The 25,930-nt window shown below is 71.8% G+C and carries 29 protein-coding genes; 15 read left to right on the plus strand and 14 right to left on the minus strand.

Going from position 1 to position 25,930, the window contains the following annotated elements:
* Window positions 1-75: 75 nt before the first annotated feature.
* Window positions 76-1,275, plus strand: a complete 1,200-nt coding sequence (locus KJK29_RS37500; RefSeq protein ID WP_215123879.1) for a serine hydrolase domain-containing protein — start codon at window positions 76-78, stop codon at window positions 1,273-1,275.
* Here KJK29_RS37500 and KJK29_RS37505 read toward each other — a convergent pair.
* Together KJK29_RS37505 and KJK29_RS37510 are read right to left on the minus strand one after the other, a co-directional pair.
* Entirely contained in the window at window positions 1,272-2,321 is a 1,050-nt protein-coding gene (locus KJK29_RS37505) for an acyl-CoA dehydrogenase family protein (protein WP_215123880.1), read from the minus strand. The two genes, KJK29_RS37500 and KJK29_RS37505, sit on opposite strands and share 4 nt — an antisense overlap.
* Window positions 2,322-2,376: 55 nt before the next feature.
* Entirely contained in the window at window positions 2,377-3,480 is a 1,104-nt protein-coding gene (locus tag KJK29_RS37510; RefSeq protein WP_215124599.1) for a substrate-binding domain-containing protein, read from the minus strand.
* Window positions 3,481-3,556: 76 nt separating this feature from the next.
* On the opposite strand from KJK29_RS37510, the gene KJK29_RS37515 reads away from it, so the two are divergent.
* The 4 genes from KJK29_RS37515 to KJK29_RS37530 all read left to right on the plus strand — a co-directional run bounded on the left by KJK29_RS37515 (window position 3,557) and on the right by KJK29_RS37530 (window position 7,531).
* Entirely contained in the window at window positions 3,557-3,994 is a 438-nt protein-coding gene (locus tag KJK29_RS37515; RefSeq protein WP_215123882.1) for a MarR family winged helix-turn-helix transcriptional regulator, read from the plus strand.
* A gap of 210 nt (window positions 3,995-4,204) precedes the next feature.
* Window positions 4,205-5,095 (plus strand): glycoside hydrolase family 19 protein, encoded by an 891-nt coding sequence (locus tag KJK29_RS37520; protein WP_215123883.1) that lies wholly within the window; start codon window positions 4,205-4,207, stop codon window positions 5,093-5,095.
* A gap of 111 nt (window positions 5,096-5,206) precedes the next feature.
* A complete protein-coding gene (locus KJK29_RS37525; RefSeq protein WP_215124600.1) occupies window positions 5,207-6,571 on the plus strand; it encodes a PI-PLC domain-containing protein in 1,365 nt (454 codons plus the stop codon).
* Window positions 6,572-6,613: 42 nt separating this feature from the next.
* Entirely contained in the window at window positions 6,614-7,531 is a 918-nt protein-coding gene (locus tag KJK29_RS37530; RefSeq protein ID WP_215123884.1) for an oxidoreductase, read from the plus strand.
* On the opposite strand, the gene KJK29_RS37535 is transcribed toward KJK29_RS37530, so the two are convergent.
* Together KJK29_RS37535 and KJK29_RS37540 are read right to left on the minus strand one after the other, a co-directional pair.
* The gene (locus KJK29_RS37535; RefSeq protein WP_215123885.1) at window positions 7,528-7,986 is read right to left on the minus strand and encodes a pyridoxamine 5'-phosphate oxidase family protein; all 459 of its coding nucleotides are present in this window, start codon (window positions 7,984-7,986) and stop codon (window positions 7,528-7,530) included. The two genes, KJK29_RS37530 and KJK29_RS37535, sit on opposite strands and share 4 nt — an antisense overlap.
* Before the next feature lie 62 nt (window positions 7,987-8,048).
* Complete coding sequence (locus KJK29_RS37540) at window positions 8,049-8,450, minus strand: tautomerase family protein (protein WP_215123886.1); 402 nt, start codon at window positions 8,448-8,450, stop codon at window positions 8,049-8,051.
* A 128-nt stretch (window positions 8,451-8,578) separates the two neighbouring features.
* Between KJK29_RS37540 and KJK29_RS37545 the strand changes: the two genes are divergently transcribed.
* Window positions 8,579-8,971, plus strand: coding sequence for a VOC family protein (locus KJK29_RS37545; protein WP_215123887.1), 393 nt, complete (start codon window positions 8,579-8,581; stop codon window positions 8,969-8,971).
* 46 nt (window positions 8,972-9,017) lie between these two features.
* A complete protein-coding gene (locus KJK29_RS37550) occupies window positions 9,018-10,097 on the plus strand; it encodes an adenosine deaminase (protein ID WP_215123888.1) in 1,080 nt (359 codons plus the stop codon).
* On the opposite strand, the gene KJK29_RS37555 is transcribed toward KJK29_RS37550, so the two are convergent.
* Window positions 10,079-10,594, minus strand: a complete 516-nt coding sequence (locus tag KJK29_RS37555) for a mycothiol transferase (RefSeq protein WP_215123889.1) — start codon at window positions 10,592-10,594, stop codon at window positions 10,079-10,081. The genes KJK29_RS37550 and KJK29_RS37555 overlap by 19 nt on opposite strands.
* A 41-nt stretch (window positions 10,595-10,635) precedes the next feature.
* Window positions 10,636-11,520: a LysR substrate-binding domain-containing protein gene (locus KJK29_RS37560; protein ID WP_215123890.1), complete on the minus strand. Its 885-nt coding sequence runs from the start codon at window positions 11,518-11,520 to the stop codon at window positions 10,636-10,638.
* Between the two features lie 120 nt (window positions 11,521-11,640).
* Here KJK29_RS37560 and mgrA point away from each other — a divergent pair, with 120 nt between their 5' ends.
* Window positions 11,641-12,633, plus strand: coding sequence for an L-glyceraldehyde 3-phosphate reductase (mgrA, locus tag KJK29_RS37565; RefSeq protein ID WP_215123891.1), 993 nt, complete (start codon window positions 11,641-11,643; stop codon window positions 12,631-12,633).
* Window positions 12,634-12,689: 56 nt separating this feature from the next.
* Here the strand turns inward: mgrA and KJK29_RS37570 are convergent, their stop codons facing one another.
* Complete coding sequence (locus tag KJK29_RS37570) at window positions 12,690-12,977, minus strand: DUF1905 domain-containing protein (RefSeq protein WP_215123892.1); 288 nt, start codon at window positions 12,975-12,977, stop codon at window positions 12,690-12,692.
* Window positions 12,978-13,321: 344 nt separating this feature from the next.
* On the opposite strand from KJK29_RS37570, the gene KJK29_RS37575 reads away from it, so the two are divergent.
* From KJK29_RS37575 to KJK29_RS37590, 4 genes are read left to right on the plus strand one after another with little or no spacing between them, the layout of a single operon-like run.
* Window positions 13,322-13,732 (plus strand): hypothetical protein, encoded by a 411-nt coding sequence (locus KJK29_RS37575; protein WP_215123893.1) that lies wholly within the window; start codon window positions 13,322-13,324, stop codon window positions 13,730-13,732.
* Window positions 13,733-13,778: 46 nt separating this feature from the next.
* On the plus strand, window positions 13,779-16,109 hold the full coding sequence (locus KJK29_RS37580) for an FHA domain-containing protein (RefSeq protein ID WP_215123894.1): 2,331 nt from the start codon (window positions 13,779-13,781) through the stop codon (window positions 16,107-16,109).
* A gap of 9 nt (window positions 16,110-16,118) precedes the next feature.
* Window positions 16,119-17,375 (plus strand): hypothetical protein, encoded by a 1,257-nt coding sequence (locus tag KJK29_RS39500; protein ID WP_370869186.1) that lies wholly within the window; start codon window positions 16,119-16,121, stop codon window positions 17,373-17,375.
* A complete protein-coding gene (locus KJK29_RS37590; RefSeq protein WP_215123895.1) occupies window positions 17,372-18,358 on the plus strand; it encodes a serine/threonine-protein kinase in 987 nt (328 codons plus the stop codon). Before KJK29_RS39500 ends, KJK29_RS37590 begins: the two co-directional genes overlap by 4 nt.
* A 22-nt stretch (window positions 18,359-18,380) precedes the next feature.
* Here the strand turns inward: KJK29_RS37590 and KJK29_RS37595 are convergent, their stop codons facing one another.
* Complete coding sequence (locus tag KJK29_RS37595) at window positions 18,381-19,679, minus strand: streptophobe family protein (RefSeq protein ID WP_215123896.1); 1,299 nt, start codon at window positions 19,677-19,679, stop codon at window positions 18,381-18,383.
* A 349-nt stretch (window positions 19,680-20,028) separates the two neighbouring features.
* On the opposite strand from KJK29_RS37595, the gene KJK29_RS37600 reads away from it, so the two are divergent.
* Window positions 20,029-21,006 carry a DUF6777 domain-containing protein gene (locus KJK29_RS37600; protein WP_370869187.1) on the plus strand — a complete coding sequence of 326 codons (978 nt, stop codon included), beginning with the start codon at window positions 20,029-20,031 and terminating at the stop codon, window positions 21,004-21,006.
* Window position 21,007: 1 nt separating this feature from the next.
* On the opposite strand, the gene KJK29_RS37605 is transcribed toward KJK29_RS37600, so the two are convergent.
* From KJK29_RS37605 to KJK29_RS37615, 3 genes are read right to left on the minus strand one after another with little or no spacing between them, the layout of a single operon-like run.
* Entirely contained in the window at window positions 21,008-21,424 is a 417-nt protein-coding gene (locus tag KJK29_RS37605; RefSeq protein WP_215123898.1) for a PRC-barrel domain-containing protein, read from the minus strand.
* A complete protein-coding gene (locus tag KJK29_RS37610) occupies window positions 21,421-22,005 on the minus strand; it encodes a PRC-barrel domain-containing protein (RefSeq protein WP_215123899.1) in 585 nt (194 codons plus the stop codon). Before KJK29_RS37610 ends, KJK29_RS37605 begins: the two co-directional genes overlap by 4 nt.
* The gene (locus tag KJK29_RS37615) at window positions 22,002-22,142 is read right to left on the minus strand and encodes a hypothetical protein (protein ID WP_215123900.1); all 141 of its coding nucleotides are present in this window, start codon (window positions 22,140-22,142) and stop codon (window positions 22,002-22,004) included. The genes KJK29_RS37610 and KJK29_RS37615 overlap by 4 nt, the downstream gene beginning before the upstream one ends.
* Window positions 22,143-22,329: 187 nt before the next feature.
* On the opposite strand from KJK29_RS37615, the gene KJK29_RS37620 reads away from it, so the two are divergent.
* Window positions 22,330-22,794: an ATP-binding protein gene (locus KJK29_RS37620; RefSeq protein ID WP_215123901.1), complete on the plus strand. Its 465-nt coding sequence runs from the start codon at window positions 22,330-22,332 to the stop codon at window positions 22,792-22,794.
* A gap of 210 nt (window positions 22,795-23,004) precedes the next feature.
* Here the strand turns inward: KJK29_RS37620 and KJK29_RS37625 are convergent, their stop codons facing one another.
* On the minus strand, window positions 23,005-23,889 hold the full coding sequence (locus KJK29_RS37625) for an RNA polymerase sigma factor SigF (RefSeq protein WP_215123902.1): 885 nt from the start codon (window positions 23,887-23,889) through the stop codon (window positions 23,005-23,007).
* A gap of 276 nt (window positions 23,890-24,165) precedes the next feature.
* Here KJK29_RS37625 and KJK29_RS37630 point away from each other — a divergent pair, with 276 nt between their 5' ends.
* Entirely contained in the window at window positions 24,166-24,558 is a 393-nt protein-coding gene (locus tag KJK29_RS37630; protein ID WP_215123903.1) for a helix-turn-helix domain-containing protein, read from the plus strand.
* Between the two features lie 21 nt (window positions 24,559-24,579).
* On the opposite strand, the gene KJK29_RS37635 is transcribed toward KJK29_RS37630, so the two are convergent.
* Complete coding sequence (locus KJK29_RS37635) at window positions 24,580-25,182, minus strand: ClpP family protease (protein ID WP_215123904.1); 603 nt, start codon at window positions 25,180-25,182, stop codon at window positions 24,580-24,582.
* Window positions 25,182-25,823: an ATP-dependent Clp protease proteolytic subunit gene (locus tag KJK29_RS37640; RefSeq protein ID WP_215123905.1), complete on the minus strand. Its 642-nt coding sequence runs from the start codon at window positions 25,821-25,823 to the stop codon at window positions 25,182-25,184. Before KJK29_RS37640 ends, KJK29_RS37635 begins: the two co-directional genes overlap by 1 nt.
* Between the last annotated feature and the right edge of the window lie 107 nt (window positions 25,824-25,930).

Here is a 25,930-nt window from a genome sequence, read left to right on the forward strand (position 1 = left end):
CCCTGGAGGCCGACTTCGGCGTCCTCCGCACCGAGGGGCAGGCCCTGCCCCTCGGTGACCAGGAGGCACACACGCATGAAGCAGCGGACCGCACGCACCGTCTCATTAGCCCTGGCCGTGGCGTTGTCCACCGGCACGGCGGCACTCGCCCCGTCCGCACACGCGGCACAGTCCGGGCACAGCCACGAGGCGACCCGAACAGCCCTGCGGGATCTCGTCGAGAAGGGCGGACTCCCCGGCGTGGCGGCCAAGGTCCGTGACGGCGAGGAGAGTTGGTCGGCCGCGTACGGCCACGCGGACACCGGCACCGGCCGCAAGCGTTCGCCCTCCGACCACTTCCGCGGCGCCAGCATCACCAAGACGTTCGTGGCGACCGTCCTGCTCCAACTGGAGGCCGAAGGCAGACTCAGCCTGGACGACACCGTCGAGTCCTGGCTGCCCGGCCTGGTGCGGGGCAACGGCTACGACGGAAACCAGATCACGTTGCGCCGGCTCCTCAACCACACCAGCGGCATCGCCAACTACACCGACGACCCCGCGTTCCTCCACGGCGCCGCCGGCCCCGGCTTCCCGGAGCACCGCTACGACACCCACACGCCCGAAGAACTCGTGGCGATCGCGCTGAAGTACCCGCCCCTGCCAAAGCCGGAGAAGGCGCCGGTGTACTCCAACACCAACTTCGTCATCGCCGGGATGGTCATCGAGAAGGCGACGGGCCGCTCGTACGCGAAGGAGATCACCCGCCGCGTCATCCGGCCGCTGAAGCTGCGCGGGACGTCCTTCCCCGGAGCCTCGCCGAAGATGCCGAAACCGCACCCCGTCGCCTACTCCCGGCTCCACGAGGAGGCCCCGGACGCCGCGATCCATGACGCCACCGAACAGAACATGACCTGGCTGGGCGCGGCCGGCGACGTCATCTCCACCAGCGGCGACCTCAACCGATTCCAACGGGCCCTGATCAAGGGCAAGGTGCTGCCACCGGCCCAGCTGAAGGAGATGCTCGACGAGGTCCCGTCGGGTCAGGGGCTCGGGTTCGGGCTCGGCGTCGAGTTCGCGGAACTGTCCTGCGGCGTGAAGGTGGTGGGCAAGACCGGCCGTACGAACGGCTCCCTGTCCGCGATGGTGGGCACCCAGGACGGTGAGCACCAGCTGACGTTCAACATCAACGGCGACTGGCTGCCGGACCCGTCGCTCTACGTCGGCGTGATCGAAGCGGAGTTCTGCGGCAAGGTCCCGTCCCGGGACGCCGAACCGTCCCTGACGCCGCTCGGCTAGCCGGAGGCCAGCGCGCCGAGGTGCGTGCGGCGTGCCTCGGCCGTCTGGCCCTGGACCAGCAGGAACATCCCCTCGCGGGCCAGCCGCTGCGCCCGGCTGTCCAGGGCCATGGACCGGCCGCCGCCGGTCACGACCGCCGCGGTCGTGGCCGCGCGCATGAGGTCGTAGGCGCGTGTCTTCACGGCCAGGCGTTCCGGGACGCACTCGTGGGGGACCGGGTGATCGGCCAGCGCGTAGGCCTCCCGCCGGACGTCGTCGAGCCGGGCCCGCAGCGAGCGGGCCGGGTCCTGGCCGTCCGGGGTGTCCGCCACCAGGTCCAGCGCCGCGTCCGCCACCCCGAAGACGGCCGGACTGGCGTTGGCGGCCCTCGGCAGGTCGACCAGGGCGAACTCCTTCTGCGGCACACGCAGCACGACCGCGTCGTCCGGCACCCACAGGCCGTCCAGTTCCAGGGAGACCGTACGGGCGGCGGTCAGCGCCGCGAGCCGCATCGGCGCCGACGGGGACAGCCCCGGCTGCTCACGGGCCTCGGCGAGGACGAACACCACCTCGGCCGTCTCCGTCACACCGGCCAGCAGCATCACGTCGTTCAGGCCCCAGCCGGTGAACCAGGGCACCGTTCCCCCGAAGCGCCAGCCGCCCCGCTCCGGCACCGCCCGCACGGGGACCCGGGGAAAGGCACGGACATGGGCGAACGCGATACCGGCCATCAGCTCGCCGGTCGCCAGCGGACGCAGAAGCTTCTCACGGACGGGCGAGTCATAGGTGGCGAGCAGCTTCACCGGAGTGTGGTGCTGTGTCTGCACGAACCATGTGGAGCAGCACGCCCCGGCCAGGATCTCCGCGGTCTCCCGCGCCACGCCGACGGACGCGCCCGCCCCGCCGTACTCCTTCGGCGCGCCCACCCCGAGCAGCCCCGACCGCTTCACCGCCTCGATGTGACTCGCCGGCACACCCTCCTGGTCGACGCGCTCGGCGTCCGGGACGAGGAGATCGTGCGCCAGCCGCCGCGCGCGGGAGACAAGGGGGTGAGGTGTGGTGGTCATGGGAGAAATTCTCCCGGTCGCACGGCGTGGGGTGCCGATGCGGGGGTGTGTCGTTTCAAAGACGTACGTCGAGCTCGGTGAGCACATCGAAGTCGAGGCCTTCGGCACGGGCCAGATAGATGCGCTGGCGCACATGACTGTCCCGCAGACGCAGCAGCCCGCGCGGGCCCTCGTACGACACCGCGCCCGCCGCCGCGCCGATCGCGGAGACGTCCAGCGTCCCGGCCCGCCGCAGCAGCGCGGCCAGCAGCAGCACGCCCTCGTAGCAGGACTCGCCGAGGCTGCCGAGGGCGGGTGCCTCGACGCCGTAGCGGGTGGCGTACCGCCCGTGGAAGTCGAGGGTGTCCCCGTTGGCCAGGGAGGCGAAGAAGCCGGCCGTGCTGTAGAGGTCCTCGGTGGCCGCCGGGCCGCTCGCCATCAGCATGTTCTCGTCCATCAGCGTGCTCAGCCGCAGACAGCGCGCGTGCAGGCCGTGCGCCGCGAACGCCCGGTTGAAGCGCACCGCGTCGCTGCCGACGAGCAGCATCAGCACCCCGTCGGCGTCCGCTTGCTCGACGCGGCGCAGCACCGGCACGAAGTCGTCGGTGCCGAGCGGGAGATAGGCCTCACCGGCGACACACCCGCCGGACGCGCGGGCGTACCCCCGGGCCGCACGCGCCGTGCGCCGCGGCCACACATAGTCGTTCCCGACGACGAACCACCGCCGCACCCCGCGCTCGCGCGCCAGCAGGTCCATCGCGGGCCGCAGTTGATCGCGCGGGGTCTCGCTCGTCAGGAACACGCCCGCCGTGTCCTCCCCGCCCTCGTACAGCGCCGTGTACACGTACGGGACGCGGTGCGCGATCCTCGGCGCCAGCGCCCGGCGCACCGAGGAGATGTGCCAGCCCGTGACGCCCTGCACGACGCCCAGGTCCACCAGGGCCTCCACCTGCCCGGCGACCTCGTGCGGCGGGCCCGAGCCGTCGACGGGCACCAGGCGCAGCTCCCTGCCGAGGACGCCGCCGTCCCGGTTGACCTCCTCGGCCGCCAGCCGCGCGCACAGCTCGCACGTCGGCCCGAAGATCCCGGCCGGCCCCCGCAGGGGGAACACGAGGGCCACGCCGAGCACGGAGTCGTCGGCCGTGAACCACTCGGGCGCGGGGAGGTCGTGCCGGAACATGGCGTCATGATTCCGGCTCCACCGTACGAACTCCAGTGCGTCTCTTACCATGGACGCACCTCTAGCTAGGAGCGGCATGCCCACCCCACCCCCGCGTCGGTCCGACGACCTCGTGCAGTCGCTGACGCGGGCCGAGCGGCTCGCGGCGCGGCGGTTGCAGGCCGTTCTGGAGGAGGAGGGCTGCTCGCTCGACGCGTGGCGGGTGCTGGCCCTGCTGTCCGACGGCGAGGGGCACCACATGACGGCGATCGCGGAGGCCGCCTTCCTGCCGCCCCCGACGCTGACCAAGCTCGTCGACCAGCTCGTCGACCAGAACCTGGTGCACCGCCGGGTCGACCCGTTCGACCGCCGCCGCGTCCTCGCCCATCTCACTCCGCGCGGCCGAGAGTACTGGCAGCGCGTCGACGAGGCGGTCCGCGCCGGCCGGCCCACGCTCGGCGACGGTGACGACGAACTGCTGCGGTCCCTGCTGGACCGACTCACGGCGACGCTGGGCGAGTCGGCCCACGTGTGAGCCCCCGGCACCTCCGACACCCCTGACACCTTTGACATCGTTGACTGGTCTACACCCTTGACTGGTACAGACCAACGCGGTTGAGTGTGCCTCCACACCCCCCACCACGGCCGCCCCCACGCCGTGACCGGCCCGGCCGGCGCGTGCGCCAAGGCCCTGCTCCGCCCTGCCTTGCCGGGTGCGGCCGTGCTCCGCAAAGGAGTCGATCCCGTGTCGAGACGCCGTCTGTCCGCAGTCCTGGTCACCCTCGCCCTCGCGGGCACCGCCCCGGTGCTGCTTCCCGCCTCCCACGCCTCCGCCGCCGCCTGCTCCAGCTATCCGAGCTGGGTGGCGGGCAAGTCGTACGCGGCCGGCGACATCGTCCGTTACACCGACGGCAAGGCGTACATCGCCGAGCACGCCAACCCGGGCTACGACCCGGTCATCAGCACCTGGTACTGGGAGCCGTACGCCTGCGACAGCGGGCCGGGCACGCCCAACGCGCGCTTCGTCGTCACCGAGGCGCAGTTCAACCAGATGTTCCCGAACCGGAATTCCTTCTACACGTACAGCGGGCTCACCGCGGCTCTGAGCGCCTACCCCGGCTTCGCCAACACCGGCAGCGACACGGTGAAGAAGCAGGAGGCCGCCGCCTTCCTCGCCAACGTCAGCCATGAGACCGGCGGCTTGGTGCACGTGGTGGAGCAGAACCAGGCCAACTACCCCCACTACTGCGACTGGAGCCGCCCCTACGGCTGTCCGGCCGGACAGGCCGCCTACTACGGCCGCGGTCCGATCCAGTTGAGCTGGAACTTCAACTACAAGGCCGCGGGCGACGCGCTCGGCATCGACCTGCTGGGCAACCCCTGGCTGGTGCAGAACGACTCGGCCGTCGCCTGGAAGACGGCCCTGTGGTACTGGAACACCCAGACCGGCCCCGGCAGCATGACCCCGCACAACGCCATGGTGAACGGCGCCGGCTTCGGCCAGACCATCCGCAGCATCAACGGCTCCCTGGAGTGCGACGGCAAGAACCCGGCGCAGGTGCAGAGCCGCGTCAACAACTACCAGCGGTTTACACAGATCCTCGGGACATCACCCGGCGGCAACCTCTACTGCTGACGCCGGACCCCGGGGCGTGGTGTCATACGGGATGTCATGCACCTGATCAGTCTTCAGCTGGTCAGTCTCGATCGGTCCTGATCAGTCCGATGAAGGGCATCCCTCATGCGTCTGCGCACCCCCCACGCCCTGCTCGCCACGACCGCCGCGCTGGCCGCCGCGGTCGTGGCCCCACCGCCCGCCACCGCCGCCGCTGTTCCGGCCCCGGGCGCGTACTACGTCCAGAGCGCCACGACCGGGCTCAACGCGGCCGACAGCGGCGGAGCGGTCGAGCAGCACAGACCCCGCGGCAACGAGGACCGCCAGCAGTGGCGGCTGAAGGCGAACGGGTCCTCCTCCCTCCTCGAGAACACCGACACACCGGGCACCTGCCTCGGCCGCAACGGCGACCAGGCCGCGACCGTCGCCTGTACGAGCGCCGACGCCGCCTGGGAGATCGCCCCGGCCGGCACCGACCGCTACACCCTCAAGGCCCCGGGCACCGCACGCCATCTCACGGTGGCCCCCAAGCCGTCCGACGCCACCTACCCCGCCCGGCTCGCCGTCGGCGGGGCGGGCGACCTCGCCGCCTGGTACCTCACCCCCGTCGACCCCGCCACCAACCCCATGCCGCCACAGGACCAGCGCACCCTGGACCAGGTCACGTTCCTCACCGCGCACAACGCCTACGCCAACGGCGTCGACGGCGGCTTCGCCCCGCCCTTCATCAATCTCGTGCCCAACCAGAGACGCGGCATCGAGCGGCAACTCGCCGACGGAGTCCGCGGATTCATGCTGGACATCCATCAGACCCCGGACGGCGCGATCCTCTGCCACAACAGCTGCACCCTGGTCAGCAGGCCGGTCGCCCTCTGGGTCGACCTCCAGCGCATGGTGGACTTCCTCAAGGCCCACCCGGACCAGTTCGTCACCGTCTTCCTGGAGGACTACGTCGACCCGGGCGTCCTGCGCGCGGAACTCGCCCGGGTCAACGGCCTGTCGGACGTGCTGTACCGGCCCGACCGCACCGGCGTACGGCAGAACGGCTGGCCGACGATGGCGGACCTGGCCGCCGCCGGCGACCGGCTGCTGATCTTCACCGACCACAGCCGCTCCGCCGACCAGGCGGCCGGCCTGACCCGGGACAGCTTTGGCGTCATGTACCAGCGCGAATGGACCGTCGAGAACTACTGGTCCATGGGCTCGGGCCTCGGGACCTCCGACTGGTCCTGCTACAGCCGCTGGTACGACGCCGGCACCAACATCCCGCTGACCCGCACCGAACCCGGTTTCCGGCCGCTGTTCGTCATGAACCACTTCCGTGACGCCGGGATCACCTCCACCGCCACGACGGACAACACCAAACTCGCCGACCGAGCACAGCGGTTCTGCCGGCCGGCGGCCCGCAAGAAGCCCAACTTCCTCGCCGTGGACCACTACGACCTCGGCAACCCGGCCTCCGCCGTCGCCACCCTCAATTCGTACACGTATCCGTAATACCCCCGCACCGGTCCGCGCCGCGTGTGTGAGACTCCGCCGATGAACTCACAGACGATCACCGCGGACGCCGCCGGCACCTGGAAACTCGGCGACCTGCCCGTCCACCGCCTCGGCTTCGGCGCGATGCGGCTGACGGGCAGCGCCGCCTTCCACCACGGCACACCGAGCGACCGCGACCGGTCGATCGCCGTCCTGCGCAAGGCGGTCGACCTCGGTGTGAACCACATCGACACGGCCGCCTTCTACTTCTCGTCATTGCGCTCCGCCAACGAGATCATCAACAGCGCGCTGGCGCCGTACCCCGACGACCTGGTCATCGTCACCAAGGTGGGACCGCACCGGACCTACGACGGGCAGTGGGGCACCTCGGCACGCCCCGAGGAGCTGCGCGGCCACGTCGAGGAGAATCTGCGCCAGCTCGGCCGCGACCATCTGGACGTCGTCAACCTGCGCCGGATGCCGAAGTGCGACTCGATCGCCGAGCACTTCGGGGCCCTCGCGGAACTCCAGGACGCGGGCCTGATCCGGCACCTGGGGGTCTCCAACATCGAGCCCCGCCACCTCGCCGAGGCGCGGGCCATCGCGCCCGTGGTCTGCGTGCAGAACCGGTACGCCCTCGACCGTCCCGACCCGGCGGCCGACGAACTGCTGCGGATCTGCGGCGAACAGGGCATCGCCTTCGTGCCGTTCTACGCCGTCGCCGGCGAGAGCGGGGAGCACGGAGCCACCATCGCGCACGACGAGGCAGTGCGAGCCGTGGCCCGCGCCCACGGTGCGAGCCCCGCGCAGATCCGCCTCGCCTGGACGCTGCACCAGGGTCCGCACGTCCTCGCCATCCCCGGCACCGGCAACCCCGACCACCTCGCGGAGAACGTGGCGGCGGGTGCGATCCGCCTCACCGCCGAGGAACTGGACCGGCTGAGCGCACCCCGGCAAAGGGCCGGGGTGACCGGCTAGACCGCCCAGACCCCGTCCCGCATGAGATGCCTGCGGGGCAACTCGTGCTGCTCGCACCACGCCTGCACCGCACGCGGCCGTACCCGGAAGAACGCGTACGACGCGTGGTCCTCGCGCGGATCCCAGCCGGTCTTCGCACGGAAGGCCTCGGCCGCGGCGGGCGGCACCTCGGCGGACGGGAAGGTCTCCACGTCGCCGTCGACCAGCACGACATCCCGGGTGTCCCCGAGGGCCAGCCGCGTGCTCCGGCCGTCCCGCAGATTGCGGCCGGTCGGATTGGTCAGCCGGGTGCACAGCCACACGGCCTCGTCGTGCCACACGAACCACAGCGGGACCAGACACGGCAGCCCATCGGTGTCGGCCGTGGCGACCCAGATGTCGATTTCCCGCTCCAGCCGGACCAGCAGGTCCGCCTTGCGCCGCGCGGGGGTACGAGGTGGCTCGGTGATCTTCATGGGTGGGACGCTAGCGGCCGGACCGTGGGTGCCGCCTCGGGCTGCGGTCGTAGGCCGAGGGCCTAGGCCGTGTCTGCCGGGACATCGAGGTACTGGGCCAGCCCCTCGCCCAGCGACCAGTCGGCCGACTCGTTCTCCGTCAGGGCCACGAAGACGTTCCTCGGCTCGGTGCCCGCGTACGCCTGGGCGAGCTCGGCGATTCTCCGGTACAGCGCCTGCTTCCGCTCGGGCGAGCGGCCGGAGCGGAGGGTGATCGCGACGTAGACGATGCCCTCGTCGCGGGACACGCCGAGGTAGTCGTCGTACCGCAGCGTGCCGCTCATGCCGTCGTGGTCCCGAAGGATCTGGAACCGGTCGTCGGGCGGAATGCCGATCGTCTCCCGCAGGGCGTCGTGGACGGCACGGCCGATCGCGGCGAGGCGCTCGGGACCGGCGCGGAGCGTGTCGATGCGGACCAAGGGCATGGGGCCTCCGGGATGGTGCTGGACCAGGAGTGTACATACTAGTAGTTACAGTAGTGCGGGATGTGACTGGCGTCCGGAGAGTTTTACGTATAACCTCTCCCGTCAACCGCACGCTCCGAGAGGTCCCGATGAGTCGTATCGCCCTGGTCACCCTCGTCGTCGACGACTACGACGAGGCGATCCGCTTCTACACCGAGGCCCTCGGATTCCGGCTCGTCGAGGACGCGCCCCGGCCCGACGGATCCCGCTGGGTCGTCGTCGAACCCGGTGCCCCGGGAGCCGGTGGCGGTCTGCTGCTCGCCCGCGCCAAGGGGGAGGCGCAGGCCGCCCGGGTCGGGGACCAGACCGGAGGGCGGGTCGGGTTCTTCCTGCACACCGACGACTTCGCCCGCGACCACGCCCGGATGACCGCCGCGGGCGTCACCTTCCTGGAGGAGCCGCGGCACGAGCCGTACGGCACCGTCGTCGTCTTCCAGGACCTGTACGGCAACCGCTGGGATCTCCTCCAGCCCGTCGGCTGACCCCTCTCGCTCCGCTTCGAACCGCCCGCTCAAGGAAAGACCCGCCATGACTGCTACGCGCGTAGACGACGCACTGATCCGCCGGCTTCCGAAGGCCGTGCTGCACGACCACCTCGACGGCGGCCTGCGCCCCGCCACCGTCGTGGAGCTCGCGGACGCGGTCGGTCACACCCTGCCCACCACCGACCCCGACGAGCTCGCCGCCTGGTACTACGAGGCCGCCAACTCCGGTGACCTGGTGCGCTACATCGCCACCTTCGAGCACACCCTCGCCGTCATGCAGACCCGCGAGGGCCTGCTGCGCACCGCCGAGGAGTACGTCCTGGACCTCGCCGCCGACGGCGTCGTCTACGGCGAGGTGCGCTACGCCCCCGAGCTGAACACCAACGGCGGGCTGACCCTCGCCGAGGTTGTCGAGACGGTGCAGGAGGGCCTCGCGGCCGGTATGGCGAAGGCCGCGGCCGCGGGCACCCCGGTCCGCGTCGGCACCCTGCTGTGCGGCATGCGGATGTTCGACCGGGTGCGCGAGGCCGCCGACCTGGCCGTGGCCTTCCGGGACGCCGGTGTCGTCGGCTTCGACATCGCCGGCGCCGAGGACGGCTTCCCGCCCGCCGACCACCTCGCTGCCTTCGAGCACCTGCGCCGCGAGAACGTGCCGTTCACCATCCACGCCGGGGAGGCCCACGGCCTGCCCAGCATCCACCAGGCCCTCCAGGTGTGCGGCGCCCAGCGCATCGGGCACGGCGTGCGCATCACCGACGACATCCCCGACCTCGCGGCGGGCAAGCTCGGCCGTCTCGCCGGCTGGGTGCGCGACCGGCGCATCGCCCTGGAGATGTGCCCGACCTCCAACCTCCAGACCGGCGCCGCGACCTCCATCGCCGAGCACCCGATCACCCCGCTGAAGAACCTCGGCTTCCGCGTCACCCTCAACACCGACAACCGGCTGGTGTCGGGCACGACGATGACCCGCGAGATGTCCCTGCTGGTGGAGCAGGCGGGCTGGAGCGTCGAGGACCTGCGCACGGTCACGGTGAACGCCGTGAAGAGCGCGTTCCTCCCCTTCGACGAGCGCAACGCCCTCATCCGGGACGTCGTGCTGCCCGGCTACGCAGCCGCGCTCTGAAGGAGTCCCCGCAGGTAGGCGGCCTGTCCGATGTGCTGGAGGTCGTCGGACAGGACGCTGACCAGCCGGACCCCCAGGGTGACCGGCGGGTCCCAGCGCTCGTCGACGACGCGCTCCAGATCCTTGGCGGCCAGGCCGCGCAGGGCGGTGAGGCTCTGGTCGTGCACGGCGTCGTAGTAGCCGGTCAGCAGTTCGCCCGAGTCGACGCGGACCTTGGCGACCTTGGCGGGGCTGTGGCCGTAGCCCGTGTCGTGGCGGGGCAGGCCCAGCCCGAAGCGCTTGTCCCACTCCTGGGAGAGCCACACCTGATCGAGGCCGAAGGCATCGGCGAGGTGGTCGTCCTGGACGCGGGTGAGGTGCCAGACCAGCCAGGCGACGGAGTTGGCGTCGGGGGAGGGGCGGGCGGCCAGTTCGTCGGGCCCGAGACCCTCGACGGTGGCGTGGACTTCTTCCCGGATCCGGTCGTAGCCGTCGATGAGGATGTCCTTCGCATGCATGGCTCCACCATGGCGCATCGCCGCTCGGCGTGCGCCCCCGCTCAGGCTCCGCTGGTCTCCAGCAGCCCCATCAGCGCCCGGGCCGCCGGACTGGTGGCCTGCGGAGGTGGCAGCAGGGCCACCGTCTCGTACACCGCCTCGCCGGTGCCCTTGACGGGCAGCGCGGTCAGGGAGGCGCGCTTGTGCGCGAAGTGCCGCGGCACCACGGCGACGCCGAGGTTCTCGTCGACCAGGTCGAGCAGGGTGTGCACGTCGTTCACCTCCAGGGCCACGGTCCGCCGTACGCCCGCTGCGGCGAACACCGTGTCGGTGCTGCGGCGCGGCCCCCAGTCCGGGTGGAAGTCCACGAACACCTCCTTCCCCAGCTCCTCCGGCGTGACGGCCGCCCCGGCGGCGGCCAGCCGGTGACTGGAGTGGCACAGCAGCGTCATCGGCTCGCTGGTCAGCGACACCGACCGGAGCTGGTCGCTGTCCTCCTGCGTGCGCACGGCGAAGGCCAGGTCGAGCCGGCCCGCCGCGACGTCCTCGGCGAGGGCCCCCGACCCGGCCTGCCGCAGACAGATCTCCACATCCGGATGACGGTGCCGGAACGCGGCCAGCAGCCCCGCCACATGCACCCCGGCGATGCACTGCTCGCTGCCGAGCGCCAGCATGCCGCGCAGCACGCCCTGCACCGCAGCCACCGCCTCGTGGGCCGTCCGCACCTGCGCCAGGATCCGCTCCGCCTCACCGAGCAGCGCCCGCCCGGCCGGGGTCAGCGTCACCCGGCGGGTCGTCCGCACGAACAGGGGCGTCTGCAGCTCCCGCTCCAGTGCCCTGATCGAGGCCGACAGGCCCGACTGGGAGACCAGGAGGCGTTCCGCCGCCCGGGTGAAGTGCTGGTCCTCGGCGACCGCGACGAAGTGCTGCAAGTGGCGCAGTTCCATGACTGAGAAGCGTAACCGCTGAATTCCATCGGATTCTTCTGTTGGACGCATGGGAGCAGGTCACGCCAGAGTGGACACCGGTTTCATCCGACCGTCCCGGCCAACCCCTCTGGAGTCGCGTTGTACACCGCACACCCCGACCGCTACGCGGACATGCCCTACCGGCGCACCGGACGCAGCGGCCTGAAGCTCCCCGCGCTCTCACTCGGTCTGTGGCACAACTTCGGCCCGGACCGATCCGTCGAGACCCAGCGCGCCATCCTGCGCCGCGCCTTCGACCTCGGCGTCACCCACTTCGACCTCGCCAACAACTACGGACCGCCGCCCGGCTCCGCCGAGTCCGCGCTGGGCGGGTTCCTGAAGTCGGACTTCGCGGCGTACCGCGACGAGCTGGTCATCTCCACCAAGGCCGGCTACCTGATGTGGCCCGGCCCGTACGGCGAGTGGGGCTCGCGCAAGTACGTGCTGTCCTCGCTGGACCAGAGCCTTGAGCGGATGGGCCTCGACTACGTCGACATCTTCTACTCGCACCGCCCCGACCCGGACACTCCGCTGGAGGAGACGATGGGCGCCCTGCACACGGCGGTGCAGCAGGGCAAGGCGCTGTACGTCGGTGTCTCGAACTACTCCGCCGAGCAGACCCGCGAGGCCGCCCGCATCCTGGGCGAGCTGGGCACCCCGCTCCTCATCCACCAGCCGCGCTACTCGATGCTGGACCGCCGCCCCGAGGACCAGGGCGTGCTGGACGCCCTCGACGAGCTCCAGGTCGGCTCCATCGTCTTCTCCCCGCTGGAGCAGGGCCTGCTCTCCGCCCGCTACCTCGACGGCATCCCGGAGGGTTCCCGGGCCGCGAGCGACAGCCCGTTCCTGAACTCCGACGCGCTCACCGAGGACCTGGTGGGACGGCTGCGCGACCTGAACGACATCGCCAAGTCGCGCGGCCAGACCCTGGCCCAGATGGCGCTGGCCTGGGTGCTGCGCGGCGGCCGGGTCACCTCCGCGCTGGTCGGCGCGAGCAGCGCGCAGCAGATCGAGGACAGCGTCGGCGCCATCCGCAACCTGGACTTCGACGCGGACGAGCTGGCCCGGATCGACGCGATCGTCAAGCAGTAGCGGTCTCCCCGGCCGGGGGCGGTCCCCCGCCCCCGGCCGGGCCGTCCAGGAACCGTCTAGGAGCTGATCCGCTCCTCCAGGCGCACGGTCACCGTGTCGCCCTCCTCCTTGCCGATGGCCTTGCGGATGTCGGCCTTCACGGGCAGCTTGTGCGTGCCGTCGCCCAGCGCCATGAACGAGCTGCGGAACGGATGCCCGTCGATCGTCCCGCGGACCTTGACCAGGCCGCGGGTGCCGAAGAACTCGACGGACCGGGGCCAGACCAGATAGGTCCAGCCGCCCTCGGCGGGGCTCCTGCGCAGGACCGCGGTGAACTCCGCGTCCAGATCTGTGGTCGTGGCCATGGCGTCCTCCGGTGCTCGGCGGCCTCTCCTCCATCAGACCGCCGGACACCGGAGAACTCATCGCCCCGCACGTCCCAGTCGGCGCCCGGTGGGCCGTGCCCGCTGGTCAGGGCCCGGATCACCGCACGTGGCGAACCCGGCACGACCCACCCTGCCGGGTTTCGGCCAACTCGGGCTGTGAATATGCCAGGAGAGTGGCCGGAAAGTCGTGGTGACAGTGATTCAGCAGTGAACATACTGACCAGCGAGAGCGCTTTCACATCCAGCGACGGTGTCCTCACGCACAGCACGCGAGCCGCGGTGGAGTGAGTCCGGCAGGCGGGCAGGGCAACGGGGGAGGTCACGTGCACGACGAGTTCCTGTGTCACGTCACTGCGTACGGGGTCTGCGACGGCCGCCGCATCGGAGTCCCCCTGGGAACCTACCGGGCGCCCACCCTCGCCCTCGCCCTGTGGTGGCTGCGCGACCGTGCCTCCTGGATCGCCCAGCGTCTCGACCCCCAGCCCGACGCCGAGCACTTACCGCCGGGCGCGCTCGTGCCGGTCGCCGCCACCGTGCCCGACGTGCCCACACAACTGCGCGCCTGGTGCGCGGACCCCGGCCACCAGGAGCGGGTCGCCGAGGAGTTGGCGGCCGGACGGCTGGTGCGCATCGCCACCAGCGACGACACCACCGAGTACGAACTGCTCGCCGAGTCCGTGGACGCCCTGCGGATGCAGCGGACGGCCTCCGGCCTGGGCATCCCCGTGGCCTGACCCGCTCGCAGAGGCACACACCAGGCAAATCGGTAGAATCTTGGTCATGGCGCAGTCGTCGGTAGCACCAGAACTCGTCCTGGAGACCGAGACGGGCTCCACCGTGATGATTCCGGGTCACGACTACCACGTCGGACGCGACCCGTTGAGCGATGTCGTCATCGACGACGACCGGGTCTCCTGGCACCACGCCGTGCTGCGGCCCACCGACGGCCACTGGACCCTCGAGGACGAGAACAGCACCAACGGCACCTACGCCGAGGGCCGCCGCGTCCACGAGTGGGACGTCGGCCCCGGCACGGTCATCCGCTTCGGCAACCCGGCCGACGGACCGCGCGTGGTCCTGCTGGGCCGCCCCGCACCGGCCCCGGAACGCCCCTCCGCCGTCTCCATGCCCGCGGCCACCGGCACCTACAAGCAGCCCACCACCGTACGGCCGCTGCCCGCCCGCACCGTCCGCATCGGGCGCGCCACCGACAACGACCTGGTCATCGACGACCTGGTGGTCTCCCGCCGGCACGCCGAGCTGCGCGCCCTGCCCGACGGCACCTACCAGATCACCGACCTGGGCAGCCACAACGGCACCTACCTCAACGGCAGCGCCGTCACCAGCGCCCCCGTCGGCCAGGGCGACATCGTCGGCATCGGTCACTCGGTGTTCTGCCTCGTCGGCGACGAACTCCAGGAGTACGTCGACACCGGCGAGATCTCCCTCGACGTCCAGGACCTCGCGGTCACCGTCGACCGGGGCCGCAAGACACTGCTGGACCATGTGTCGTTCCCGGTGGGGGAGAAGTGCCTGCTCGCCGTCGTCGGCCCGAGCGGCGCCGGAAAGTCCACGCTCCTCAACGCCCTCACCGGCCAGCGGCCCGCCGACCACGGCACCGTCCTCTACGACGGCCGCGACCTCTACCGCGACTACGCAGAGCTGCGCCAGCGCATCGGCCTCGTCCCGCAGGACGACATCCTGCACGCCCAGCTGACCGTCCGCAAAGCCCTCTCCTACGCCGCCGAGCTGCGCTTCCCGCAGGACACCGCCAAGGCCGAACGGCGTGCCCGGGTCGACGAGGTGATCCGCGAACTGGGCCTGGAGGAACGCGTCGACCAGCCCGTGCACAGCCTCTCGGGCGGCCAGCGCAAGCGCGTCAGCGTGGCCCTGGAACTGCTGACCAAGCCGTCGTTGCTCTTCCTCGACGAGCCGACCTCCGGCCTCGACCCCGGCATGGACCGCTCGGTGATGCACATGCTGCGCGGCCTCGCCGACGACGGCAGGACCGTCATCGTCGTCACCCACAGCGTCCTCAGCCTGGACGTGTGCGACCGGCTCCTGGTGCTCGCGCCCGGCGGGAAGATCGCCTACTACGGACCGCCCGAGGACGCCCTGGCCTACTTCGGCTTCGAGCAGTGGCCCGAGGCCTTCGAGGCCTTCGAGCGGGACAAGGACCGGGACTGGGCGGGGGACTACCGCACCTCGCCGTTCCGGGACCACTACGTCGCCGAGGCCACCGCCCAGCCCCGGCAGCCCCGGTCCGGGCCCGTCGTCATCACCGCGCCGCCCCGGCCGCGCAGCCGGTCCGCCCAGCTCGGCACCCTCGTGCGCCGGTACGCCTCCGCGCTCAGCGCCGACCGCACCTTCCTGATCATCATGATCGCCCTGCCGTTCGTGATGGGCGTGATGGCGCGGGCCCTGTCGGGCGGCAAGCTGACCTTCGACACGGCGATGAACACGCTGCTCATCCTGTGCGTCGGCGCGGTCCTCACCGGCGCCGCCAACGCCGTGCGCGAACTCGTCAAGGAACGCGTCATCTACCAGCGGGAACGCACGGTGGGCCTGTCCAGATCGGCGTACCTGATGTCGAAGGTCGTCGTCCTCGGCGTCATCACCGTGCTCCAGGCGGTGGTGCTCACCCTGGTCGCCCTGCTCGGCGTGGACCTCGGCGCGCCCGGCGGCGAAGGCGTGCTGATGCCGCCCCTGGTCGAAATCGCGGTCGCCGTCGCCCTGTTGGCGTTCACCGCGATGATGCTGGGGCTGCTCATCTCGGCGCTGGTGCGCAAGGAAGAGGTGACGATGCCGCTGCTGGTGCTCGTCGCCATCGTCCAGGTCGTCTTCTGCGGTGCCCTGCTGAAACTGGACGGCGTTCCCGGACTGGAGCAGCTCGGCTGGCTGGTGCCGGCGCGCTGGGCGCTGGCCGCGATGGCCGGGACCGTCGGGCTGGCCCGGATCGTGCCCGACGAGCTGACCAAGGATCCGCTCTTCGAGCACTCGGCGGGCATGTGGCTGCTCGACGTCGGGATGCTCGTCGTGCTGTCGGTGCTCTTCGGCTTCCTCGTCTCCCGGCTGCTGCGCCGGCACGAACCGGCCGTGATGCGGAAGTAGGGAGCGACTGTGACGACTCCCGGTTTCCGGCCCACGCACGTCGTCCCGCAGCACGGGATGCCCGCCTGGGAGGCACCCGACCCGGCCCGGCCCACCGTCGACCTCGATCCCCTGCTGCCGGTGCAGCTCGTCGAGCGGCAGGGCGACTGGGGGCATGTGCTGTGCTTCAACGGCTGGTCGGCCTGGGTCGACGGCCGCCGGCTGGTCGCCGTACCGCAGGATCCGCCCGCCGCGGACGGGCCGCTCACCCGGACCGCCGACTCGCGTCCGCTGCTGACCCGTGCGCAGGAGGCCCTGGCGCGCTACCGGTCCGCGGTGGAGGACCTCGCGGGCGGCCTCGACCGGGAGTCCTTCCACGCCCGCACCCACGGGCTGCGGATCGGCGTCGTCGTCGACGGCGAGTCGGTGTGGCTCTACGACGCCGCGCACGGGCACTGGGTGTACGCGGAGGGCACCCGGGCGACCCCGTACGCGGCGGACGAGACCCCGAGCTCCCGCCCGGAGCCCCGACCGTCCGAGCCCCCGGCCCCGACACCCACCCCGACGCGGGTGGTGCCCGCGGACGCGGCAGAGGAGCCGCCTCGGGCAGAGGGGCCGCCCCGGGCCGACGAACCGTCCCGTGTCGAGGAGCCGTTCCGGGCCGAGGAACCGCCCACGCCGGTCGTTCCTCCTGAGCCGACGCGGGTGGTGTCGCCCGAGGGACCTGAGCCGGCGCGTGCCTGGCCGCCTGAGGCGCCTGAGCCGACGCGTGTGGTGTCGCCGGAGGCGTCTGAACCGGCGCGTGCCGCGCAGCCTGAGGCGCCCGAGCCGACGCGGGTGGTGGCTTCCGAGGCGCCGGAACCGGCGCGTGCCACGCCGGTCGTTCCGCCCGACCCGACGCGGGTGGTGTCGCCCGAGGGACCTGAATCAGCGCGTGCCGGGCCGCCTTCGGCGCCTGAGCCGACGCGGGTCGTGTCGCCCGAGGGCCCTGAACCGGAGCGTGCGGCGCAGCCCGAGGCTCCTGAGCCGACCCGCGTGGTGGCTCCCGAGGCTCCTGAGCCGACCCGCGTCGTGTCCGCCGATGTCCCCGAGGCCACCCGGCTCGTGGCACCCGAGGAAGCCGAGGGAGGCGCCCGTCCCGCGGCCGCCCCGCCCACCCGTGTGGTGGCTCCCGACGAGGCGGAGGAAGAGCAAGAGGGACCCGACAGCCCCGCCGAGGCGCCGCCCACGCGCGTCGTGGGGTCCGAGCCCACCCGGGTCGTTTCGCCTGAGGGTGACACCCGTTGACCCGCGAGACGAGCCTGTTCTCGGGGCGGCCCTCCGAGCTGCTCGGGCAGCAGATCGCCGGGTACCGGATCGAGAAGGAGATCGGCCGCGGCGGCATGGCCGTGGTCTACCGGGCCCGCGACCTGCGTCTGGAACGCACCGTCGCCCTGAAGCTGCTCGCCCCCGAACTCGCCCGCAACGACACCTTCCGGCGCCGCTTCACCCACGAGTCCCGGGCCGCCGCCGCGATCGACCACCCGCACATCGTGCCGGTCTTCGAGGCCGGTGAGACGGACGGCGTGCTGTACATCGCCATGCGATACGTCGTCGGCAGCGACCTGCGTCATCTCCTCGACCGGGAGGGCCCGCTGTCACCCGCCACCACCCTGCGGATCGCCGCCCAGGTCGCCTCCGCGCTCGACGCCGCCCACGACCACGGCCTGGTGCACCGGGACGTGAAGCCCGGCAACATCCTGGTGGCCCGCGGCACCGACAGCGACCACCCCGAACACGCCTACCTCACCGACTTCGGACTGACGAAGAAGTCGCTGTCGCTGACCGGCTTCACCACCGTCGGCCAGTTCGTCGGCACGCTCGACTACGTCGCCCCCGAGCAGATCTCGGGCCGCCCGGTCGACGCCCGCTGCGACGTGTACGGCTTCGGCTGTGTCGTCTACGAGATCCTGGCCGGCCATCCGCCCTTCCGCCGGGACGACGACATGGCCCTGCTGTGGGCGCACCAGTACGACGAGGCCCCGCCGCTGACCGAGGCCCGGCCGGACCTCGCCGCGCAGGCCGACCCCGTCCTCGCCAAGGCCCTCGCCAAGAGCCCCGACGACCGGTACCCGTCCTGCCTCGCCTTCGTCGCCGCCCTGCGCGCCGCGACGACCGGCGGCGCGCCCGCCGCCGGACACACCCCCACCCGGGCGGGCCGGGGGCCGGGGGAGGAGGGGCCGAAGCCGCCGCCGCGCTGGGCCGAACCGGTCTTCCGGCAGCGGATGTAGCGCGAGACGCAGCGCCCCGGCGTCAGCTCTCGCTGTCCGAGCGGACCTCACCCCGGCGCCGTACGTGCCGCGCCAGCAGCGCTCCGGCGAATCCGGTCACCAGACCCCAGGGGACGGCCAGGCCGACGGCTCCCCACAGCCGGGGTCTGAGGAAGAGCTCGCCCCCGAGTCCCCCGCCCAGGTCGCCGATGCCGAGCACGGACAGGCCGTAGTGCGCGGAGATGCGTCCGACGAGGCAGATCATGAACACCGTGAGCATGAGGGCGACCGCCATGTGCACGGCGTGCTGCCACGCCCGCACCCGGGCCGGTGAGCGGGCCGCCATCACGAACGCGGCGGCCAGCAGCAGCACCACGTCGATGACCAGCAGCCACCACACCCGGCCGTCGTGCTCGGACAGCGTCCGCAGATTCAGCTCCGAGATGTCGGGGGTACGCAGCACCTCGTCGAGCACCTGCGGCATGGGCAGCCCGAACGGCCCCTCCACCCGGCCGGTCCAGGTCGCGCCGAGCCCGATCGTCAGCGCCATCCACACCAGATTGGGCATGCCGAGCAGAATCACGGCGAACGTCTCCGCCGCATGGCCCCGCGTCGCCGCGACGACCAGTGCGATGACCACGCCGATGACGACATACGCCAGCAGCAGGGCGACCATCGCGTACGCGGCCGGCCGCACCGACGCCTGGAAGCGCAGCAGTCCGGCCGGCAACGGGGCGCCGCGCGACACCAGCAGGGCCAGCACCAGCACACCGGCCAGCCACACCAGGCCGACGAACACGGACAGCGGAACGTCGGTGGTGAAACCGATCTTCGGCGAGGCACCGAACAGGTCGCCGAGTTCGCCCAGCTCCTGGTCGCCGAGGGAGATCTCGAACGTGTGGCGGGCGGCGAGCGTCAGACCGATCAGGGCGAGCAGCCACAGGGCCGCGATCCTGGCGGCCCAGCCGGCCAGCTCCCTGGCTTCGGCGACCGCGCGATGGCGCAGCGGCCGCAGGAATCCCCAGGCGATCACCAGCGCCCCGGTCAGCGTGACGGACAGCGGGATCACGGTCAGTCCCGCCTGCGTGTCGGCGAAGTCGCCGGCGCTTCCGGAGAGCTTCACCGTGCCCCCGACGGCGGTGACCACGGTCGCCATGACGACCGGGGCGAACGCGCCGTCCGGCAGGTCCGCCGCCCCTGCGGCCCACAGGCCGAGCGTGGCCACCACCATCATGGCGAGCAGCCCGCCGAGCACCGTGACGAGGGCGTGCACCCAGCCGTGCCGGGCGACGGCCCGCGCGCCGGAGGTACGTGCCTGGCCGGAGGAGGTGCGCGAACTCACGCTGCCACGCTAAGCAGCGCCCGCGCCGGGCGCCCGTCGGGAGGTCCGTCCGCGTCGGCTTGCGGGCCGTACGGGACCGGGGCACACAATGAACTCGTAACGGAAGAAGCGGTATATACCAGGACTGATCCAGGACTGATCGCCTCGGGTGTGCGCAGGCCGTACAGAACCCACGTCGGGAGAAGAGCTCGTGAGCGTCGAACCGCCGTCGTCCGGTCGCCCCACAGGACCTCCCTCGGGCCCGCTGTCGGGCCCCTCCCAGCCGCCCTCGGGAGGCGGCGGCCCGCCCTCCGAACCCCCGAGCGGGGGTGGTGAGCCGCCGGAGCCCCGCCGCCCGTGGTGGGGCTCCGTGCCCCGGGTCGCGCTGATCGCCGGCGCGGTGGTGGCCGCCGTGGTCCTGGCCGTGGTGTTCACCCGCCCCGACGGCGGCACCGGCGCGTCCGACGGAGGGACCGGCACCTCCGACGGCGACGTGCTGCTGCAGCCCGCGGCCGACACCGGCCCGGACCCGTTCACCGACTCGACGGCCAAGGAGAGTTCCGCCCCGTCGGTCACGCCGACGCCCGCCGGAACGGCTTCGCCGAACACCGTCCGGGCCGTACGGGGCGGAACGCCCGGCCTGTACGGCGGCACCCGCAACGTCGCCAGTTGCGACGTGGAGAAGCAGATCACGTACCTCAAGGGGGCTCCGGACAAGCAGCGCGCGTTCGCGTCGGTCCAGGGCATCGACCCGTCCGAGGTCCCCGCCTACCTGCGCTCGCTCACCCCCGTGCAGCTGCGGATGGACACCTGGGTCACCAACCACGGCTACCGCAGCGGCCGCCCCACGCAGTACCAGGCCGTCCTCCAGGCGGGCACGGCCGTCCTCGTCGACGACCGCGGTGTGCCCCGGGTGCGCTGTGCCTGCGGCAACCCGCTGAGCCCGCCGGCCCCCCAGCAGAAGAAGACGACCGGAGAGAAGTGGCCCGGGTACAAGGCGTCTGACGTCGTCGAGGTCAGGCCCGCCGAGGAGCCGGTCGACGTCTTCGTCATGTGCGAACCCGACGGCGAGTGGTTCAAGCGCGACAAGGGCGACACGGGCGAGAACGACCGCAAGACCTCCCCGCCGAGCAAGCCCACCCCGTCGGCCGACGTCTCCACACCGACCGACGCGACCTCGTCGCAGCCGACCACGAGCGAACCGCCGACGACGGAGACGACCTCTGAATCGCCGACGGACCAATCGCCGCCCGCGGACGACTCGCCGCCCCCGCCCGGGGACGGCACGGGCGAGGACACCGGAGGCGGCACCGTGGGTGACACGACGGACCAGGCCCCGGCCTCCTGAGTCACCCGGCGCGGACCACCAGGGCGTAGTCCCCGAGCCCGAGCAGCCGACCGGCCGGCACATCGCCCTGGGCGGTGACGACCGCCTCGACGCGGCCGGTGTCCGGTTCGAACGCGACGTCCTGGACCGTGCCGAGCCAGTCGCCCGTCTCGGTGAGGATCCTCAGGCCCGGCAGCTCGTGGTGCCGCGGGACCTCGGCCGGGGCGGCGGCGGAGCGCACGAGCACGGCGTCCGGGCCGAGGGCGTGCAGAGCACCCCAGGCCAGCACGGTCTCCTTGCGGGAGCGCCTGCCCCGCACCCGGACATGCGTGACCACCCCGGCCGCCGCGTCGACCGTCAGCGAATTCACGACGCCGAGTTCTTCCGCCTCGGCCAGGGTCAGCACCGGCAGGCCCCGCGCCTGCGAGAACAGCATCATGACGGCGTCCCCTCGTGCCCCTGCCGGAAGGCACCCACCCGGGCGACGAAGGCCGGCAGGTCGTCGGCGACGTAGCGGGTGGCGTCCGCCGGGATGACCAGGGCGCGGCCGGAGACCGCCAGCGTCTCCCCGCGCGGCACGTACACCCGGTGCCGGCGCCGCCGGGTGCCCTTCACCAGCGCCTTGGCCGCGGCGATCCGGAATCCCACGACCCGGCCGCTGGTGCCGCCCTCGACGACGACGTCCAGCACCGTGCCGACCTCGGCGCCCTCGTCGGTCAGCACCTTGGCGTGCAGGACCCGGCCCTGCTGGGCCTCGCGGCGTGCCACCACGACGGGCGTGTCCGCCAGGGCGCCGGCGTCGACGATCATGACCGCGTGGGGGCCCAGCGCGTGCACCGCCGGCCAGGGCAGGCTCTGCTTCAGCGGGCCCGAGAGCAGACCCCGGCCGCTGAGCGTGAACCCGGTGATCCGTCCGGCCGCGGCGTCGAAGACGGTGTCCTTGATCTGGGCGACGGCGTCGCCGCCCAGGGTGACCACCGGCAGGGTCGTCAGGCTCCGCGCCGCCATCAGCTGGTTCATCGGAGGCCCTTCCCGCCGGGCCGGCGCCGGACCGCGATGACCCTTCCGGACCGCCGGCCGGCCTGCACGGCGAGCGTCATCGCGACGACGCCGACGAGCACCGCGAGCACCACGACCACCCATATCCACCAGGCCACCGCACACCTCCGGCGATCGGCCCGGCCGCCCTCGGCCGGTCCTGATTCCCGAGTGCCCCGCGCTCGGGGGAGAATGCCCCGGGTGTGAGACGGACGAAAAACGTGTCAGGACTGCGAAGCCCGGCTCGGGGTACGAGCACTGGTGCAGAGCGTCCGGCCAGTCCGGCTTCTTCCCAGAAAGAAACAAATGATCGACCACCTGGACGGGGCAGTGATACCGACTGGTTTCGACGTGCCCGTGGAACCGCTGAGGCGGGCGGCACACTACACAGGCGAGCAGGGATGCATCGCCGAGGCGCGGTCCTTCGCCGCGCTCTTCCTGGATCAGCTCAGGACCGAGTGGTGCGCGAGCATCGACGACCGGGCCGACGGCGCGGTGCAGCTCGTGGTCAGCGAGCTGGTCACCAACGCCGACCGGCACAGCAACGGGCCGTACATCCTTGAGCTCGTGGGCACGGACACCGCCGTGACCGTGTCGGTCTACGACAGCAGCTCAGCCCTGCCCCGCATCTTCCCACGCAACCCGGAGCGCGTCGGCCGGCACGGCCTGGAGATCGTCCACGCGCTCGCGGAGCAGGTCAGCGTGGAGCGGGTGCCGGTGGGCAAGCGGGTACGCGCCGTGCTGCCGCTCGCCGGGGCGACCGGCGCCTGAGCGGTAGCCGTCGGCAGTCGTCAGCTTGCCAGCCTGAGCCGACCGGGTGAAGCCTCCCCCGGACGGCGCTCGCGCGCCATCGAACGTCATTGGACCCGACACCGTCGCGGTGCCACAACAGCCCACACAGTCGCGGGTGCCGTCCCACTCCCGCATGGGGGACAGCACCCGCTGGTCTCGCCGGTATGCCCGGCCGGTCCGCCGACTGTGTCAGGCGCAGCCGAGCTCGCCCAGCATGCCCTGCCGCAGCCGGGTGATGATCCGCTTGATCAGACGCGAGACGTGCATCTGCGAGCAGCCGAGCTCCTCGCCGATCTCCGCCTGGGTGGCCTCCTCCACGAACCGCATGTGGATGATCTGCCGGTCGCGCTCGCTGAGCTCCGCCATGAGCGGGGCGAGCGAGTGGAAGTCCTCCACCAGCCGCAGCCCGTTCTCCTCGACACCGATGAAGTCGGCCAGAACCGCCTCGCCGCCCTCCGGGCCGTCGCCGGTGAGCGCGGCGTCCAGCGAGGACGAGTTGTACCCGTTCGCGGCGATCTGCCCCTCGACGACCTCGTTCTCGGAGATGTTCATCAGCGTGGCCAGCTCGGCGACGGTCGGCTCACGGTCCAGCCGGCTGGCGAGTTCCTCACGGGCCTTGGCCAGCTCCACGCGCAGCTCCTGCAGCCGCCGCGGCACATGCACCGCCCAGGTCGTGTCCCGGAAGAACCGCTTGATCTCACCGACGATGTACGGCAGCGCGAAGGAGGTGAACTCGACCTCGCGCGACAGCTCGAACCGGTCGATGGCCTTGATCAGACCGATCATGCCGGTCTGGACGATGTCCTCCATGTCGTCGCCGCGGCCCCGGAAACGGCCGGCCGCGAAGCGCACGAGCGACATGTTCATCTCGATGAGCGTGTTGCGCGCGTACTGGTACTCGTGCGTGCCCTCTTCGAGTTCCGTCAGGCGCTGGAAGAACTGGCGGGACAGCGCCCTGGCGTCCCGCGGGGCCACGGACCGCGGGTCCACGACCGGCAGTGCTCCGTCACCCGTCCCGGCCTCGGCGTTCTCCCCGGCGACCTCTGCCTTCGACCGGATCACGGCGGTCTCCATTACCTCTCCCCACGAAGTCACGGCTACATCTGCCTAGGTCCTTCCGGGTTGCGGGTACCCGGCCAGGCGCAACACATGCCCCCGAATGCCGAGCGGACGGAAAATCGGTGGAGCATGGCATTCCGGTCCGCCCATGCTCACCCGAACGGCCGACAGGGGGCAAGAGGCAGGACGCGGCCCGGCAGGCGGAGTCAAACCGGCGTGCCCTCCCGGGATTCCACCGAGGGCGGAACGCCGGACCCTTCCCCTGGCGGCCGGCGCTCCTAGGCTGGAGCGGTGACCAACCTTGTGCCGAACGAAGCCCGCGTCATCCCCCTGCGCCCGCAAGGTGCGAGCCCTCCGGCCCCCGCCGTGAAGGAGCCGCTGTGGCGCGACCTGGTCGGCGACGTCCTGCGCCGTGAACGCCTCGCGCAGGAGCGCACGTTGAAGGACGTCGCCGACGAGGCACGGATCTCCATGCCGTATCTGTCGGAGGTCGAGCGCGGCCGCAAGGAGGCCTCCTCGGAGGTCCTCGCGGCCGCCGCCCGCGCCCTCGGACTGAGCCTCGGCGACCTGCTGTCGAGGACACAGGGCGAACTGACCCGCGTCACCGCGCGGTACACGGGCGCCCCCGGCCGCCGCCGGGCGGCGGCCCCGTCGTCGCACGACGGAATGTGCCTGGCCGCCTGAGTCCGCCTGCCGGCCGGCGCCTCAGACCTGCACGAGGCGCCGGCTGAGCACCTCGTCGGCCAGCCCGTAGTCCACCGCCTCCTGCGCGCTGAACACCTTGTCGCGGTCCATGTCGGCCCGAAGGGTCGCCACCTCGTGGTGGGTGTGCCGCGCCAGCACCTCCTCCACCTGGGAGCGGATCCGCACCATCTCCCTGGCCTGGAGCGCCAGGTCGGAGACCATGCCGCGCTGTCCTCCGCTCGCCGGCTGGCCGAGCAGCACACGCGCGTGCTCCAGCACGAACCGCCGCCCCGGGTCCCCGCCCGCCAGCAGCACGGCCGCCGTGGAGGCCGCCTGCCCGACACAGAACGTCGAGATCGGCGCCCGCACGTACGACATCGTGTCGTAGATGGCCATGAGCGAAGTGAACGATCCCCCGGGCGAGTTGAGGTAGATCGCGATCTCGCTCTCCGGGGACGAGGACTCCAGATGGAGAAGCTGCGCGATGACGACGTTGGCGACACCGTCGTCGATCTCCGTGCCGAGGAAGATGATCCGCTCGGACAGCAGCCGGCTGAACACGTCGTAGGACCGCTCGCCCTGCGGGGTGCGCTCGACGACGTTCGGAATCGTGTAGGTCCCCATCACTGCAGCCCCATCCTGCGTCGGCCGGCCGTCGGGCGGACGTCCGCGAGGGACTCCACGACCCGGTCGACCATGCCGTACTCCTTGGCCTCCTCGGCCGTGAACCAGCGGTCCCGGTCGCCGTCCCGGGAGATGGTCTCCTCGCTCTGGCCGGTGTGCTCGGCGGTGAGCCGCTCGATGGTCCGCTTGGTGTGCTCCAGGTTCTCCGCCTGGATCTCGATGTCGGCGGTGGTCCCGCCGATTCCGGCCGACGGCTGGTGCATCATGATCCGCGCGTTGGGCAGGGCGTAGCGCTTGCCGGGCGCGCCGACGCTGAGCAGGAACTGGCCCATGCTCGCGGCGAAGCCCATGGCCAGGGTGGAGACGTCGTTGGGGATGAGCCGCATCGTGTCGTAGATGGCGAGGCCCGCGTGCACCGCCCCGCCGGGGCTGTTGATGTACAGGCTGATGTCGGTGCGCGGGTCCTCGGCGGACAGGATCAGCAGCTGGGCGCAGACCCGGTTCGCGGAGACCTCGTCGACCTGGGTGCCCAGCAGCACGATGCGCTGTGCGAGCAACTGGGCGGCCAGCTGATCGTCGAAGCGGGTCGGGGAGGTGTCGCCCTCCTCCGCCCGCGGGGCGAAGGCCGTGTGTGGAGTCATCGGTTCTCCTGGTGGTCGGGGATGCTCTCGACTCCACTGTTGACCTCGAACGACGCCGTTGTGCGGATTCTCTGCCCGCGGCAGATTCGCTACGGGCAGAGCGGGCG

Origin of the sequence: Streptomyces koelreuteriae, assembly GCF_018604545.1 — a bacterium.
Lineage (GTDB): Bacteria > Actinomycetota > Actinomycetes > Streptomycetales > Streptomycetaceae > Streptomyces > Streptomyces koelreuteriae.

Coding starts and splice junctions, on each gene's coding strand:
- KJK29_RS37505 (WP_215123880.1), bottom strand. CDS start 2,321: ATGACCACCACACCTCACCCCCTTGTCTCCCGCGCGCGGCGGCTGGCG.
- KJK29_RS37535 (WP_215123885.1), bottom strand. CDS start 7,986: ATGAAGATCACCGAGCCACCTCGTACCCCCGCGCGGCGCAAGGCGGAC.
- KJK29_RS37530 (WP_215123884.1), top strand. CDS start 6,614: ATGAACTCACAGACGATCACCGCGGACGCCGCCGGCACCTGGAAACTC.
- KJK29_RS37500 (WP_215123879.1), top strand. CDS start 76: ATGAAGCAGCGGACCGCACGCACCGTCTCATTAGCCCTGGCCGTGGCG.
- KJK29_RS37545 (WP_215123887.1), top strand. CDS start 8,579: ATGAGTCGTATCGCCCTGGTCACCCTCGTCGTCGACGACTACGACGAG.
- KJK29_RS37555 (WP_215123889.1), bottom strand. CDS start 10,594: ATGCATGCGAAGGACATCCTCATCGACGGCTACGACCGGATCCGGGAA.
- KJK29_RS37640 (WP_215123905.1), bottom strand. CDS start 25,823: ATGACTCCACACACGGCCTTCGCCCCGCGGGCGGAGGAGGGCGACACC.
- KJK29_RS37625 (WP_215123902.1), bottom strand. CDS start 23,889: ATGGAGACCGCCGTGATCCGGTCGAAGGCAGAGGTCGCCGGGGAGAAC.
- KJK29_RS37620 (WP_215123901.1), top strand. CDS start 22,330: ATGATCGACCACCTGGACGGGGCAGTGATACCGACTGGTTTCGACGTG.
- KJK29_RS37605 (WP_215123898.1), bottom strand. CDS start 21,424: ATGATGCTGTTCTCGCAGGCGCGGGGCCTGCCGGTGCTGACCCTGGCC.
- KJK29_RS37550 (WP_215123888.1), top strand. CDS start 9,018: ATGACTGCTACGCGCGTAGACGACGCACTGATCCGCCGGCTTCCGAAG.
- KJK29_RS37515 (WP_215123882.1), top strand. CDS start 3,557: ATGCCCACCCCACCCCCGCGTCGGTCCGACGACCTCGTGCAGTCGCTG.
- KJK29_RS37540 (WP_215123886.1), bottom strand. CDS start 8,450: ATGCCCTTGGTCCGCATCGACACGCTCCGCGCCGGTCCCGAGCGCCTC.
- KJK29_RS37510 (WP_215124599.1), bottom strand. CDS start 3,480: ATGTTCCGGCACGACCTCCCCGCGCCCGAGTGGTTCACGGCCGACGAC.
- KJK29_RS37560 (WP_215123890.1), bottom strand. CDS start 11,520: ATGGAACTGCGCCACTTGCAGCACTTCGTCGCGGTCGCCGAGGACCAG.
- KJK29_RS37570 (WP_215123892.1), bottom strand. CDS start 12,977: ATGGCCACGACCACAGATCTGGACGCGGAGTTCACCGCGGTCCTGCGC.
- KJK29_RS37580 (WP_215123894.1), top strand. CDS start 13,779: ATGGCGCAGTCGTCGGTAGCACCAGAACTCGTCCTGGAGACCGAGACG.
- KJK29_RS37635 (WP_215123904.1), bottom strand. CDS start 25,182: ATGGGGACCTACACGATTCCGAACGTCGTCGAGCGCACCCCGCAGGGC.
- KJK29_RS37610 (WP_215123899.1), bottom strand. CDS start 22,005: ATGAACCAGCTGATGGCGGCGCGGAGCCTGACGACCCTGCCGGTGGTC.